The sequence below is a fragment of the Fulvivirga sp. AWR4_260 genome (assembly GCF_056158185.1).
In genome coordinates, this window is the sequence record NZ_JBSWSU010000001.1 from 459,263 (window position 1) to 474,464 (window position 15,202).

General features: G+C 37.4%; 10 protein-coding genes. 3 read left to right on the top strand and 7 right to left on the bottom strand.

Annotated elements, in window-relative coordinates; all coding sequences use genetic code 11:
• Positions 1-53 precede the first annotated feature (53 nt).
• Positions 54-1,451 carry an aminopeptidase P family protein gene (locus tag ACXACQ_RS02155; RefSeq protein ID WP_474974275.1) on the bottom strand — a complete coding sequence of 466 codons (1,398 nt, stop codon included), beginning with the start codon at positions 1,449-1,451 and terminating at the stop codon, positions 54-56.
• 129 nt (positions 1,452-1,580) lie between these two features.
• Here ACXACQ_RS02155 and ACXACQ_RS02160 point away from each other — a divergent pair, with 129 nt between their 5' ends.
• The 3 genes from ACXACQ_RS02160 (at position 1,581) to ACXACQ_RS02170 (ending at position 5,503) form a co-directional block, all read left to right on the top strand.
• Entirely contained in the window at positions 1,581-2,210 is a 630-nt protein-coding gene (locus ACXACQ_RS02160; RefSeq protein ID WP_474974276.1) for an L-threonylcarbamoyladenylate synthase, read from the top strand.
• Positions 2,211-2,834: a WbqC family protein gene (locus ACXACQ_RS02165; RefSeq protein WP_474974277.1), complete on the top strand. Its 624-nt coding sequence runs from the start codon at positions 2,211-2,213 to the stop codon at positions 2,832-2,834.
• A gap of 113 nt (positions 2,835-2,947) precedes the next feature.
• Complete coding sequence (locus ACXACQ_RS02170; RefSeq protein WP_474974278.1) at positions 2,948-5,503, top strand: ATP-dependent Clp protease ATP-binding subunit; 2,556 nt, start codon at positions 2,948-2,950, stop codon at positions 5,501-5,503.
• A gap of 58 nt (positions 5,504-5,561) precedes the next feature.
• Here the strand turns inward: ACXACQ_RS02170 and ACXACQ_RS02175 are convergent, their stop codons facing one another.
• From ACXACQ_RS02175 to ACXACQ_RS02200, 6 genes are all read right to left on the bottom strand, one after another.
• Positions 5,562-7,664: a VWA domain-containing protein gene (locus ACXACQ_RS02175; RefSeq protein ID WP_474974279.1), complete on the bottom strand. Its 2,103-nt coding sequence runs from the start codon at positions 7,662-7,664 to the stop codon at positions 5,562-5,564.
• A 68-nt stretch (positions 7,665-7,732) separates the two neighbouring features.
• The gene (locus tag ACXACQ_RS02180) at positions 7,733-8,866 is read right to left on the bottom strand and encodes an AEC family transporter (protein ID WP_474974280.1); all 1,134 of its coding nucleotides are present in this window, start codon (positions 8,864-8,866) and stop codon (positions 7,733-7,735) included.
• Positions 8,867-8,950: 84 nt separating this feature from the next.
• Positions 8,951-10,138, bottom strand: coding sequence for a pyridoxal phosphate-dependent aminotransferase (locus ACXACQ_RS02185; RefSeq protein ID WP_474974281.1), 1,188 nt, complete (start codon positions 10,136-10,138; stop codon positions 8,951-8,953).
• Positions 10,139-10,168: 30 nt separating this feature from the next.
• Positions 10,169-10,681 carry a hypothetical protein gene (locus ACXACQ_RS02190; protein ID WP_474974282.1) on the bottom strand — a complete coding sequence of 171 codons (513 nt, stop codon included), beginning with the start codon at positions 10,679-10,681 and terminating at the stop codon, positions 10,169-10,171.
• Positions 10,682-10,698: 17 nt separating this feature from the next.
• Positions 10,699-13,659: a TonB-dependent receptor gene (locus ACXACQ_RS02195; RefSeq protein ID WP_474974283.1), complete on the bottom strand. Its 2,961-nt coding sequence runs from the start codon at positions 13,657-13,659 to the stop codon at positions 10,699-10,701.
• A gap of 223 nt (positions 13,660-13,882) precedes the next feature.
• On the bottom strand, positions 13,883-15,157 hold the full coding sequence (locus tag ACXACQ_RS02200; RefSeq protein WP_474974284.1) for a replication-associated recombination protein A: 1,275 nt from the start codon (positions 15,155-15,157) through the stop codon (positions 13,883-13,885).
• Positions 15,158-15,202 lie beyond the last annotated feature (45 nt).

Here is a 15,202-nt window from a genome sequence, read left to right on the forward strand (position 1 = left end):
AAACAAAAAAGCTGCTCAGTGAGCAGCTTTTTTGTTACTAATTATACCTTTATTTAGCTTAAAGCCTCTTTTCTTAAGGCCTCTACATCTTTTACCTCTTTGGCCAATTCTTTCCCTAATAGCTTATGTCCATTTTCAGTAATAACATAATCATCTTCTATTCTTATGCCTCCAAAATCTCTAAAAGCATCTAGTTTTTCATAATCTAGAAACTCAGCAAATTTCTTCTCTTTACCCCACATATCAATCAACTCAGGAATAATGTAGATCCCGGGCTCTACTGTTACCACAAAACCTTTCTCTAACTGTCTTCCAAGTCTCAAAGATTTTAAGCCAAATTGCGTACTCTTCTTCAGTGAATCAGTATATCCCACATACTGTTCTCCTAAATCTTCCATATCATGCACATCCATGCCCATTAAGTGACCTAACCCGCACTGAAAGAACATGGCATGAGCACCCTGCGCCACAGCATCATCAAGATCCCCTTTCATCAAACCAACTTCTTTTAAGCCCTCAGCCAAGGTTTTGCAAGCCGCCAGGTGAATATCTTTAAATTGAACTCCCGGCTTTAGCATCTCCTCTGCAGCATATTGAGCATCAAGAACAATCTGATAAAGATCTCTTTGCTCTGGAGTAAAAGTGGCGCTCACAGGAAAAGTTCTTGTTAAATCACCCGCATAAAAGCTTTTATTCTCTGCCCCAGTATCTACCAACACCATCTGACCATCCTTAAGGGTATTGCCATAGTAATGGTTATGTAAAATTTGGCCGTTTACAGTAATAATAGCGGGATAAGATAAATTACCACCAGCACTCATGGCCGTTTCATGAACCATAGCCACCAAATCATATTCTTTCATTCCCGGCTTAGCGTTTCTCATCACTGTCAAATGCATATCAGCACTTATCGCTGCAGCCTCATCCATCTCTTTTATCTCCTCCTCAGACTTAACAGATCTCTGAGCCACTACAGCCATTATTAATTCCACAGAAATTTTCACTTCTATTTCAGAAAAAGAGAAACCTAACCAATCATGAAGCTTATGTTTATTTTCTGGTCGGTAAGGAGGCAGATAATGAATAGTCTGTATATCGTACTTCTTTAAAGTACCTTTTACCTCATTAGCTGGCAATGTAGTACTAACACCAACCAAATCAGCCAACTCCTGCATAGTCGGCTGCGGGCCAGTCCACACGATATGATCTATACTTAAATCATCTCCAAATATAATCTCTCTATCATTATCAATATCAATAATAGCAGCAAGTCCTGGCAATGAAATCCCGAAATAATATAAAAAAGTACTATCTTGTCGAAAACGATAATGATTATCGCGAAAGTTCATGCTACTTTCTTCATTCCCCAGCAATAATACCACACCAGAACCAAGCTTCTTTTTTAATGCTTCTCTTCTAGCTACATAAATTTCCTTTGCAAATGCGCTCATAAAAATTACCGTATTAATTAAAAATCAATCTATTAGAAAGGTAAATCTACCAAATAAACATTATCCCACAGAATATCCGGGCTTAGATATATTTTTTTTACATTTGTTTAAACCACTATTGACACTTCTATGCCAGCAGAATTTATAAAATTATACCCTGAGAACCCCGAATTAGACAAAATAGAGCGTATTGCCTCTGTACTTCGGGATGGTGGGGTAGTTATTTACCCCACAGACACTATATATGGTATTGGCTGTGATTTATTTCATAGAAAAGCCATAGATAGAGTATGTAGAATTAAAAATATTAAGCCTAAGAACTTAAATCTGTCATTTATTTGCTATGACCTAAGTGACATTTCTAATTATGTAAAAAAGATAGACACGCCTACATTTAAAGTGATCAAAAAAGCTTTACCAGGCCCATTTACATTCATATTAGAATCAAATAGTAATGTACCCAAAATACTAGGAGTTAATAAAAAGACCGTAGGTATAAGAATACCTGACAACAATATACCTCGCATGCTGGTTCAGCAACTCGGAAACCCACTAGTTACTACCTCCATTAAAGATGATGATGATATCTTAGAATACACCACCGACCCGGAGGTAATTTATGAAGAACTGAAACATCAAGTAGACATAGTTATTGATGGCGGAATGGGAGGCAACATACCATCTACAGTAGTGGATTGCACAGAAAACGAATTTATAATTATAAGAGAAGGGCTCGGAAATATTAACGAGCAATTATAAATGAATAAAGCACTTATTGACTTACAATACCTTCCTTCTTTAGAATACTTCGCATGCATCAACCAATTTGACGAAGTGTTATTAGAAAAAGAAGAATACTTTGAAAAACAATCATATAGAAACCGGTGCCATATATTAGCTGCCAATAAGACAGACCGCTTGGTAGTTCCGGTACAAGGAGGCAGAAAAAAAATAAAAATTAAGGATATTAAAATCGATTATAGTCAAAAGTGGCTAAACAATCATTGGCGAGCCATCCGCTCTGCCTATGGCAAAGCACCATTTTTCGAGTACTTTGCGGACTATTTCGAGAGAGAATTCCAAAAAATGGAACCATTCCTCATCGATTTAAATTATAATTTTTTAACAGTTTGTTTAAAACTTCTTCAAATAGATAAACCTATTATGTTTACAAATTCGTATATTAAAGAAGAAGTGGGCGTAACAGACCTTAGATCAACTATACACCCTAAAAAAGACTACGCAGAAAATAAATTTTATACACCACATAAATATACTCAAGTATTTGGCGTGGGTTTTGTGGAGAATTTAAGTATTATTGATTTACTCTTTTGCGAAGGGCCCAATGCAAAAAATGTGCTCCTCGCTTCTACATCGAAATAATGAACTTTAAGTACATTATTCCGTTTTTTTAATAAAGATTGATGGTACTTACACAAGTAGCATTTATTTTTAAGATATTATACATTTACACTAGTCACTAGAATTGCTCAAATATGGAAGCAAAATTTTCAAATAGAGTTAAAGAAGTTATTTCCCTCAGCAGGGAAGAGGCGTTACGACTTGGGCATGACTATATCGGCACAGAACATCTTCTGCTAGGCATGATCAGAGAAGGAGAAGGTGTAGCTGTAGGTCTGCTTAAAAAACTAGGAATATCACTAGAAGAATTAAGATCAGCTGTGGAAAAGGTTTCTAAAGGAACTGCTTCACATGATGTGAAAAATCTTGCTAATATTCCTCTAACACGCCAATCAGAAAAAGTATTAAAAATCACTTATCTGGAAGCGAAAATATTTAAAAGCCAATTGATTGGCACTGAACATCTGCTACTCTCTATTTTGAGAGATGATGATAACATTGCCACTCAAATTCTCGAAAAGTTTGATGTCAACTATGATGTTGTCAAAGAACTATTAGAATATCAAACTGAAAACCCAATGGCATCATCTGACACCGATGATCCTGATGAAGATTCATCAAAAATCTTCGGCAGCGGATCTGGATCAGGAGGCTCTGGGGCAGGAAAAGAGAAAAAAGGCACTGAGAAATCTCGCACTCCTGTTCTTGATAACTTTGGTAGAGATCTTACCAAGCTTGCTGAAGAAAACAAGCTTGACCCAATAGTTGGAAGGGAGAAAGAGATTGAAAGAGTAGCTCAAATACTTAGCCGTAGAAAGAAAAATAATCCAATATTAATTGGAGAACCCGGTGTAGGTAAAACTGCTATTGCGGAAGGACTTGCTTTAAGAATTATTCAGAAGAAAGTATCTCGTGTACTTTTTGGAAAAAGAGTAGTAACCTTAGATCTAGCCTCTTTAGTAGCAGGAACAAAATACAGAGGGCAATTTGAAGAGAGAATGAAGGCTGTAATGAATGAGCTTGAAAAGTCTCCTGAAGTTATTCTATTTATTGATGAGCTTCACACAATTGTTGGCGCTGGTGGTGCTTCAGGATCTCTTGATGCATCTAACATGTTTAAACCTGCATTAGCCAGAGGAGAAATTCAATGCATCGGAGCTACTACCTTAGACGAGTACAGACAGTACATAGAAAAAGATGGTGCCCTAGCCAGAAGGTTCCAAATGGTTATGGTGGACGCTACTACTCCTGAAGAAACTATTCAGATCCTTGATAACATTAAGGAAAAGTACGAAGACCACCACCATGTTGATTATACACCTGAAGCTATAGAAGCTTGCGTGAAATTATCAGACAGATATATTAGCGACAGGTATCTTCCAGATAAGGCTATAGATGTATTGGATGAAGCCGGTGCACGTGTACATATAAATAATATACACGTTCCTGACGAAATCGTAAAACTAGAAGCCTCTATAGAGGACATAAAAGAAGAGAAAAACAAAGTTGTAAAAAGCCAAAAATACGAAGAGGCTGCTCAACTTAGAGATAAAGAGAAAAAACTCCTAGAACAGCTGGAGCAAGCGAAGCAACGCTGGGAAGAAGAGACCAAGAGCAAGCGTTACACCGTAGATGAAGACAATGTAGCAGACGTAATTGCTATGATGACTGGCATCCCTACTAAACGTATTGCTCAAAAGGAAAGCAATAAGTTATTGGGCATGAACCAAGAACTTAGTGGTAAGGTTATCGGGCAAGATGATGCCATTAAAAAGCTTACCAAAGCTATTCAAAGAACAAGAGTTGGATTAAAGGATCCGAAAAAACCAATTGGTTCTTTCATTTTCTTAGGCCCAACAGGAGTTGGTAAAACGGAGTTAGCTAAAATGTTATCTTCTTACCTCTTTGACAAAGAAGATAGCTTGGTAAGAATAGACATGAGTGAATATATGGAGAAGTTCTCTGTATCAAGACTTGTGGGAGCGCCTCCAGGATATGTTGGTTATGAAGAAGGTGGCCAATTAACTGAAAAGGTTAGAAGAAAACCTTACAGCGTGGTGTTACTAGATGAGATCGAAAAAGCTCACCCTGATGTATTCAATTTATTACTTCAGGTGCTAGATGATGGTATTCTAACTGATGGCCTTGGAAGAAGAGTAGACTTCAGAAACACCATTATTATAATGACTTCAAATATTGGTGTAAGAGATCTTAAAGATTTCGGAACAGGAATCGGATTCTCTACTACTTCGCGCCAAAACAGCGAAGATGAAATGATGAAGGCTACAATTCAGAGTGCTTTGAAAAAAGCTTTCAGCCCTGAATTCTTAAATAGATTAGATGATGTAATAGTGTTTAACTCATTACAGAGAGAAGACATACACAAAATTATTGACATCACTCTTGACAAACTATTTGTAAGAATCAAAGCCTTGGGTTACGATGTAGAACTAACTACTAAAGCTAAAGATTTCTTATCTGAAAAAGGATATGACCCTCAATATGGTGCTCGTCCTTTAAACAGAGCCATCCAAAAGTACTTGGAAGACCCTGTAGCAGAAGAGATATTAAAAGGTGAATTAGAAGAAGGAGCTACAATTATCGCTGACCATGATGGCAAGAGCGAAGAGCTTAAGCTTAAGATAAAAAAGCCTAGAGCATCAAAAAAAGAAGGTAAAGAAGAACAATAAACCTTTGAAACGATAAACAAAAAAAGCAGCTAATAGCTGCTTTTTTTGTTTATCGTTTTTAATAACTCCCATAGTATTTCCTTAGAAACCACTCTACAGAAAGTAAAGTTAGTATTAAGAAAAATACCCATTTAAGATTTATAAATGGAAGGTACTTTTCACTTGAATGTATAATACCTGTAGATGGTAAATTCATCAACGACTTACTTAATCCTGATAGGTTGCTCGAAGTGTAAAACTCACCCCCGGACTTGAAGGACAACGCCCTCAATAAATTAAAATCAGCCGTAAGATTAAGAGCCTCCAATCGTAACTCTTTAACAAGAAACTGTCCAGACACAGACTGCCTCTGCCCCTCTATTGTTGTAGTTGCAGAATAATTATAAACCCCTTCTTCTAGTCCTCCAATTTCATATTTGGTATTATTTTGATTCGTAACAAAGCTGTAACTTTTGTTTTCTCCAGATTCGTTTTTTATAGTAATATCTATTTTATTACCATACACTCGCTCATATAAATCATTATACACTTCTGTTTCAAAAACAACTTTTTCACTGGTCAAAAATTCATTTTTCACAGGATATGCCCTAAACTTCCTCTTATCTTCTTTAGATGATAAATATTGAACAAGTTTAGAAATCAGCTCATTGAACTTTTTATTATCCTCATTTTTGGCATAATCTAATAACTTCCATTTCCAAAGACCATCACCTAAAAACACAGCATTTTTATTATCGGAATTAACTTCAATTGCTAGCAAAGGTCTATTAGTTGCAACTGAGCCGATTTTTTGATACAACATCACTTGAGCCGAAGCACCTGTTTCTATTTTACCAAAAGGCACTTCAAGTGGAGGAAACTCATCAAAAGATTTCTGCAACTCATCAGATAGTTTAAAGTTGGCAAAGCCTTCATTAAAAACTGCCGTCACTTGATCATATTCACTGGGCACAGCATTAATGGTAAGCAGCTCTTTATGTAGGTTATTATATGTTCGCACATTAGTTGCAGAACCAAAAACAGTAAGCGTATTAGTCTTTATTTCAGTTAACTTATTCATTATACCATTACTCCTACCTTTTTGATCAGGAAGCTGATGGTAAATAATTAAATCGTACTTTGTAGTAAGTGCCTGCAGTTTTTGTACATCAGAGTTATCACTTAATAAGTACTGGTCTACCTTATAATTTTGATTAGTTTCAATAGCTGATTTAATAGCCTTGATATCTGGGTGCGGAGAATTGGCTATAATTGCAATTTGCTCTTTACCCTCAATTACCTCAACATAAGCCTGTTTTACATTATTTTCAACAGAAAACTCCCCCTCAACTGCCTCAACAGAAACCTTATACCTCTGATACCCCTTGTTATCTGCACTAATCAAAAACTTTAATTCCTCCAATTGGTTATCTCCTGCCAAGGTCAATTTTTGTGCATCAATAACTTTACCCCCTTGAGAAACAGAAACATTTACAACCTTTCCTTTATAATTCTGGCTAGCCACTTGAACTATCAATGGAAACTTATTTCCTTGATAACTTATTTTGTTATAAAGAAGAGAGGTTATACTTACATCTGACTTAGGGATAGTATCACCAACACCCACAGCATAAACAGGAAATGAAAAATCGGTATAGGTAGGAGAAGTACCTTCATTATAAATCCCATCTGAAACTAATATTACTCCTCCTAGATTACGGCCTTCATAATCTTCATCTACCTGCCTTAAAAGAGTATTTAAATCAGAACTACTAGACGAATATTCGTCATAAGCAGGGAATTGAGAGTTACCCTTAACATTTATAGTCCTATATTCTACATCATATTTGCCAGCAGCTTGCTGGATTACTTCATCTACTTTAGTATTAATGGCTGTAACTGAAACACTGTCTAGCACCTCAGATATAGATTCTGAATTATCAACAGCTACAACCAAAGTAGGGCGCTCAGTGGTATTATCAATCTGCTTTAATACAGGAGAAACTAGTAGCGAAGCAATTATTGCGAAAGAAATCGACCTCAATACAATTAATATTCGCTTAGTCCCCTCCCCCCATGGAGACTTCTTTCTATATAAAAAGTATGCTAAAGCTACACCTAAGACTAAGCACAGCAATAAAAACAATGGTGAACTTTCAAATATTAAAGTAGGTTTTTGCATTTCTAATCTTTAACGACAGAATGCAAATTAACTGATAAAGTAATAACCTAAAAACTCATTATAAATTATTACACTTCTGGCTGCTCTAAGATTTGATGTTTTATTAAATCAGATTTTCGGTCTCTGCTACGAATTAAAAGCTTCTTAAAGATTGGGTAAATACACCCCGAAACGATGAGTAGACCTGCAAGGCCAAATAACCACCCAGAATAAGCATACCCTTTACCCATAGATAAAATTGATAATATCAAGATTGTAGAAAAGGGCATTGACAGCGCCAAAACCAATAGTCCTAAATCAATATTAAAAGTTCTTTTTGACAAAGGCTTTTCTTGTTCACTTTGATTGAATGCAGACATGTGTGCATAAGGCCAAAAGCTACATGCACTCAGTGGAAAAACAATGATTAACATGCGTGTATTGACATCAGATACTCCCACAAAGTGAATAAATAAAGCACTTATTAATATGGAAAGACCTGCTCTAATGAACAAGATGGAGACCACAACGCCAACTTTTCCACTTTTGAACTTTACCGCTAACCCTATAAATACTAATACGAGTGGTGTCATAATAGCACTAATTCTAACAACACCATCTCCTATAAATGAAGGCAAGTGCTGCAGGTTAACCCCAAAAGTCATTAATACTATAGCTGAAATCATCACGAGGTTAATCGGTTCTTTCAAGAGGGTTTTAAACAATAATTTTAACTTACCCTTTTCAACAGAACTGGAGCTTTTATCAGAAGCATAAAACCAGTTCATAGCTATGACATACAAAAATATAAGCACAAAAAATTTATTACCTACATCTGCCATAGCAGCATTAGCCAGCTGATCTTCCCCTAAATACTCAAGAATAAAAGGGAAACAAGACAAGCCTGGCGCTAATGATGGAAGTAGCATGCATAGCGCCCTTCCTGAGGGTGAAGATTTTGAAATATCAAATAATTTTAAAATGAAAGGTGTAGCAAAAAACAATATAAAGTTAAATACCAGAGCCATTAAGGGTAAAAACATTAATGACATACTAAGCTTCACTTTCATTAATGCCACAAAAATAGTGGCAGGAAGAGCTAGTGTTAATATAAAATTTTTTATTCCGGCTACTTGATCTTTATTTCCAAATTTAGATTTTAGCACTAGGCCTAGGGAAATAAAAATCAATAGTGTTAAGGTTTTTTGGAGGGCTATTCCCATAACATTGGTTGATTTTAATTGTAAGGAGAAAAGTAGCATAGAGGCAGTAGCTCTATGCTATGTTTATATTTAAAATAAGAGGCATTAGCCAGTTACCACTTGAAGTGCGCTGGTAAACACCTTCATCTCATCTAAAGTACCCATACTCACCCTACACCAAGGCTTATCCATAATATCAAAAACCCTTACCCCAACTTGATTGGCATACATTTTATCTAAAAACTGCTTGCCCCCCATTTCAATAGGAAATATGATAAAGCTGGTTGAAGACGGCACGTACTCATAGCCCATACTTTTTAAACTTTTATACACATATTCACGTGCCTCTTTATTTAGGTTTCTGCTCTTATCTTGAAACTCCGTATCATCAAGGCTTGCAGAAGCAGCATATACAGAAGGATAAGTAATACCCATCCCTCCCCTAGTAATATCTTGTAATACTTTTAAGGTTTCGGGAAGCGCCACTATATAGCCCACACGAAGCCCAGCCATGCCATGAATTTTAGAAAAGGTACGAGCTACAATTACATTTTTCCCCTTTTGCACTAACGAGACCATACTCTGTTGCTCTTTTTTATCCAAAAAGTCAAGGTATGCCTCATCTACAAAAACAGGCACTTTTTCAGACACTCTGCTGCAGAAATCGTACAGTTTATTTGCATCAGTAAGCGTGCCCGTAGGGTTATTAGGATTACAGATGTACACGAGTTTAGTGTCTTTATCTACTGCCTGCTCCATAGCATCCAAATCATGCGCCCAATCTTTAGTCAGCGGCACTGATTTCCAGCTGGCTCCAGTGGCTTGAGCCACATTCATTAATGACATATAAGATGGATCTGCAGACACAACATTACCTCCATTACTAAAAAAGACCATGCCTACCTTTTCTAATAAATCGGAAGAGCCTGGCCCCATCATAATATGATCAGAAGAGACACCTTCTTTTTTAGCAATTTTCTCAATCAAATCCATCAGCTCAAACCAAGCATAACGGTTGCCTTTATGCGCTGACGCCTTAAATGCCTCCAAAGCTTTCGGAGACGGGCCGTAAGGATTTTCATTGGCATTTAACTTAGCTTTAAATTCCGTCCGTCCCTTTACTGGAGGTAAATGCTCCTTAAATAACGATGAATACACCACACGTTGTTGAGTATCCAGAGATAAAGAGGCTTTGGCTGTTTCTCCAAAACTTAAATGAGGAATGACAGAAATCCCTCCCAAACTGAGCAGTCCGCTTTTTAGTAATTTTCGTCTATTAATAGGTGAAGTCATGGTAAGATTATTTGTTTGTAGTTAGATGTATTATTGATTAGGTAAATTGGCTTCTACAGGCGTAGCATTATTTCCAATATCACCCACAGCTACAACTGTGGTTCCATCTGGCGAATAGATGTTTATATGAGCATCCAGACTGGCAACAGAAGAGAAATACTCTTTATCAGCTACCACATAAAACTTCGATGACTCCAACTCACCAGTACCCCCATTTATCTCTCCCAATGAAGCAAGTTCAGTCCCTTCATTACCTTTAGCCCCTGTCAGCACCATTGAAGAGTAAGTAAGTCCCTCAAGGGTATTGTAAAGTGCCACCTGAATTAAAGTACGTGCCGCATTATCTTTCCAAAACACTACCCTACCATATACATTACCTTCTCCTACTACGGAATCCAAAGTGTATGCAGAATAATAATTGACCGTGCCTCCCCCTGCTGCCACGGTACCAACAGGATCTATTTTTTCCTGTTCACAAGAAAAACAACCTACAAGAATCACAAACAGGGCTAGAATAGTATATAATTTAGCTATTAATTTCATTATTTAAAAGATTATAGTTAGAATTTGAAGCTTAGCCTACCGAAGTAATAAGCACCAGCAGAACCTTGTTGATAGTTGGAGTACATGTAAAAGGTGCGTAACTCATACCTCATAATATCAGGGTATGCATTGAACACATTATTACCTCCTGCTGTGAGTGACAAGTTAGAAGTCAACTCATATGTAATTCCAAAATCGAATGTAGTTTGAGCTGAATAAGTCTGATCAGCATATCCGGTTTCTCCCGAAAGGAGCTCTCGCTGCTGCCCGTCTCTACTGGTAATTTCACCATAATAATGACCTCGAATCATGCCAGAAATTCGACCTAAAGAATAGGTGGCAGATGCAATAAAAGTAGTACTTGGCGTGCCTGTTTCAAACTGACCAATATCTTCTCGATCAACATACATTTGCTCCAGCTCCTGCTCTGATAAGGCTACATTTAAGCTAGGAACATTAGCGCCTTCAAACTTATTTTCTCTTAAAGTACCTGATAATGTAAGCGCCAGATTACCCTTACCCAAATTAGTAGAATAATTAGCCACTAGCTCCACTCCTTTTGTGCTAACATCTCCCCCGTTAATCCGAAAACTCCCCAAGCCCTCACCAATTACTGGCGCTAAAACAGGGGCATCGGTGGCATCAAAATCGTTGGTAGCAAATATTCTGTCTTTAATATCAATCTTATAGGCATCTATCGTTAACGACAGTTTCTTCATTATTTGCGCTGCAAAACCAATACTTACATTTGTAGATCGCTCTTCTGATAAGTCTCCTATGCCTAAAACTCTGGCAGCAGTACTATTATTAGGGTAAATGGTACCATCATAAGGAGTTAACCCAACAAAAAATGTGTAGGTATGTGAGTAATTCAGTTCTTGAAGTGAGGGAGCCCTAAAACCGGTACTAAATGAACCCCTAAGGGCAAAATCATTAGTAATAGAATACCTACTGGCCACTTTTCCAGTGATTACACTCCCAAAATCAAGATAATTTTCAGCCCTTGCAGCACCTCCTAGCATAAACTTTTTAGTTACATCTAATTCTATATCTAAGTAGGCAGCCATCACGGTTCTAAATTCATTCCCTTCATTTTCAGGACCAAAACCCCTGAAGCACTGACAATTTAATGCATAATTTTTCACTATCTCTTGGCTATATCCCGCATATGGCAATACAATAGGGTTTCCATCAGCATCAACAATAGGGTTAGCATTAAGATCTTCCAGAGGTTTTCCATCCGGCCCCACCAACAAATCATCATCCTGATTGGCTGTGACTATACCGAAACGGCCAGCCGTATAACTTTCTTCCTGCCCTGCTTCAATCTTGTAATTCTCGATCCGCATTTCTGTACCAACAGCGATGTTAAGCCCCTGAAGCACGTCATCATAATATCGGGAAACATCAATATTAGTGGTGTTTTGATAAAACGCATGCTTGCCTAAATCCATATCTACTGGAGAGTTAGAGCCTAGGCTTGCATTGTAAGTATTGAACATACCAAAGCTCATTACATTACCGCCAAAAGTATTACTCACATCAATTTGGAAATCTCCAAGCTTACCTTGCACTCCATTTGAAGTATAAAAATTGCTTTGATTTGAATACACCTGAGGCCTAAATCCATTAGGATACAGGTCAAAATTTGATCTATCTGCTTGTGCAGCTCTTCTGTAAAAGCAACTAAAACCTTCAACGTATTTAAACCCAATATCACCAAAAGAATAAAACTCCAAGTCATCTCCAATAGGCAAGCCCAAGTTATAAGCCATTGAGCCCAAGTTGATAGCAGGCTGACCTGCATAAGTAGCTACGTCAAGCTGTTCTATTCCTCTGGCCTTCATTAAGCCATCTACAGTTTTAAGCTCGTTAGCCAATTCCATATTACCATTGGCTAAGGCATCGATCAGCTCAGGGTTAGTAATTATAGGTTTTCCATTAGTGTCCGTTCTTTCATTATTCAAATAATTTTCGTCATAGAGAGGCGCCCTATCTAACGAAAGTACAGTAGGCCTAACCGTTCTTTTGTCTTGCCTGATGGTTCCTGTTACACTTAAGTACCCTCCATTATCAAATTCAAATCCGTAATTGGCCTGAAATTGATAGCTAAAACCATCGGGATCGGTTTCTCGTGATAACTGTTTCTCATCATCAGTAAGGTCAGTATCACTTAAATCAGGCGCCATATTAGGGAACCCGCCAGCAGTAAAACTACCAGAAAAAACGCCCGTACCCTTTTTCAAGATAACATTCATAACCCCTGCAATAGCGTCAGAGCCGTATTGAGCGGCAGCTCCATCGCGTAAAATCTCCACCCGCTGCACCCCTGCAGTAGGAATAAAACTCATATCCACAGCATTAGCATAAGACCCCGTTTGAGATGCATTAAGCAGTGCTGAAGAGTGCCTCCTTTTTCCATTTATCAGCACTAACATTTGATTGGGAGCTAACCCTCTTAATGTGGGCGGATCTACATGAGAAGAAAGGTCTGAGCCCTGAGAGCGCACTGCACTAAATGAAGGAGCTGTAGCAACTAACATTTCTGCGAGCCCCTGTTGTGGCATATTTGCACTCATTTGCTCCACGTTAATAATATCTACAGGAGCAGGAGTTTCTAGTTTTGTGCGCCCTTGAGCACGACTACCTACCACCACCACTTCTGCCAATTGTTGAGTAGCTTCAGGAAGCGAAACATTGAGCTCTTTAGCCCCATTTACTTTTACTTCTTGGGTAGTATAGCCGATAAAAGAGAAAATTAAGGTAGCATCATTAGGAGCCTTCAAACTATATGCTCCATTATGATCTGTAAGTGTACCTGTGCCAGTACCTTGAATCATAATATTGACACCAGGAATGGGTGCCATGTCATTTTTTGCAGTTACTTTACCCGTAACTACGATTTCATTTTGCCCCGATGCAGTACTATAAATACATAGCAATACAACCCAGACAAAAGGTGAGAGAAATCTTTTCATAGGTTAATAGAGTTAGGTTAATTAAGTTTTGATTAACCTATGTATGATAAAATATTATTTTGACATTTCTATTTAAACAAAATAATATTTTATATATAACCTATTTCTTGATTTTTTTATGAATTATACATATTATTATATCGTTAACTAATGTATTCAGAAAACGATTGCAATATCGCAGTGTTACAAATGAGAAAAAAAGAGCTCTTGCCAGAGCTCTTTTTTAATATCCATATTTATCTTTCCAAAGGGCTTGAAGACGCTTTCTCAACTCAGCTTCTCTTGCGTTGTTCCCCGGTTCATAAAGTTTAGTATTCTTTATTTCATCTGGCAAAAACTCCATATGCGCAAAACTATTAGGATAATCATGAGCATATTGATAACCTTTGCCATACCCTGAATCTTTCATAAGCTTTGTTGGAGCATTTCTTATAGCCATGGGTACTTGCAAATCTCCTGTAGCTCTCACTAAGCCTTTGGCCTTTTTTATGGCCATATAGCTAGCATTACTCTTAGGTGAGCATGCCAAATATGTAGCGCATTGAGATAGTATAATTTCAGCTTCTGGGTATCCAATTACATTTACAGCCTGAAAAGCATTGTTTGCAATTACCAATGCCGTAGGGTTTGCATTGCCAATGTCTTCTGATGCCATTATTAACAGCCTGCGCGCTATAAACTTCACATCTTCGCCACCTTCTATCATTCTGGCCAAATAATAGACTGCCGCATTAGGATCACTACCTCTTAATGACTTAATAAAAGCTGAAATAATATCGTAATGTTGCTCTCCACTCTTATCATAAATGGCTACTTTTTGCTGAGCAATATCCATTACCTTTTCATCAGTAACCACTATTTCCTCTTCTGTGGCTGAAAGAGAGTCAAATACTAATTCAAAAAGATTAAGCAACTTACGCCCATCCCCACCAGATATACTAAGCAATGCTTCATACTCTGCAACATCTACCTTTTTCTTCTTTAACTTTTCGTCTGCCTTCAACACGCGCTCTATCAAATGCACTAAATCTTCCTTGGTCAGGTGCTTTAAAGTATAAACCTGACTCCTACTCAGAAGTGCAGAATTCACTTCAAATGATGGATTTTCAGTGGTGGCACCAATTAATGTAATAGTGCCTTTTTCTACAGCCCCCAGCAGCGCATCTTGTTGAGATTTGTTAAAACGATGTATCTCATCAATAAAAAGAATAGCCTTAGATTGTCTCTTCGCTTTTTCTATAACTTCCCTCACATCTTTTACACCAGCACTTACTGCGCTAAGTGTATAAAAAGGAGACTTAACTTCATTAGCAATAATGTTGGCAATAGTAGTTTTTCCAACACCCGGAGGCCCCCATAAAATCATAGAAGGAACTACTCCGGATTTAATAGTTTTTCTCAAAATACCGCCTTCTCCCACCAGGTGTTCCTGCCCTATAAGGTCATCTAAAGATACAGGCCTCATGCGTTCTGCTAATGGTAAATTCAGCTCAAACATATTTACTTATATTATTTTTTTTAAAGGTACCAATTTTAATCTCAT

Bases quoted from the DNA above. Each gene is read 5' to 3' on its own strand.
- ACXACQ_RS02180 (WP_474974280.1), bottom strand. From the start codon at position 8,866: ATGGGAATAGCCCTCCAAAAAACCTTAACACTATTGATTTTTATTTCC.
- ACXACQ_RS02185 (WP_474974281.1), bottom strand. From the start codon at position 10,138: ATGACTTCACCTATTAATAGACGAAAATTACTAAAAAGCGGACTGCTC.
- ACXACQ_RS02190 (WP_474974282.1), bottom strand. From the start codon at position 10,681: ATGAAATTAATAGCTAAATTATATACTATTCTAGCCCTGTTTGTGATT.
- ACXACQ_RS02165 (WP_474974277.1), top strand. From the start codon at position 2,211: ATGAATAAAGCACTTATTGACTTACAATACCTTCCTTCTTTAGAATAC.
- ACXACQ_RS02170 (WP_474974278.1), top strand. From the start codon at position 2,948: ATGGAAGCAAAATTTTCAAATAGAGTTAAAGAAGTTATTTCCCTCAGC.
- ACXACQ_RS02160 (WP_474974276.1), top strand. From the start codon at position 1,581: ATGCCAGCAGAATTTATAAAATTATACCCTGAGAACCCCGAATTAGAC.
- ACXACQ_RS02155 (WP_474974275.1), bottom strand. From the start codon at position 1,451: ATGAGCGCATTTGCAAAGGAAATTTATGTAGCTAGAAGAGAAGCATTA.
- ACXACQ_RS02175 (WP_474974279.1), bottom strand. From the start codon at position 7,664: ATGCAAAAACCTACTTTAATATTTGAAAGTTCACCATTGTTTTTATTG.
- ACXACQ_RS02200 (WP_474974284.1), bottom strand. From the start codon at position 15,157: ATGTTTGAGCTGAATTTACCATTAGCAGAACGCATGAGGCCTGTATCT.
- ACXACQ_RS02195 (WP_474974283.1), bottom strand. From the start codon at position 13,659: ATGAAAAGATTTCTCTCACCTTTTGTCTGGGTTGTATTGCTATGTATT.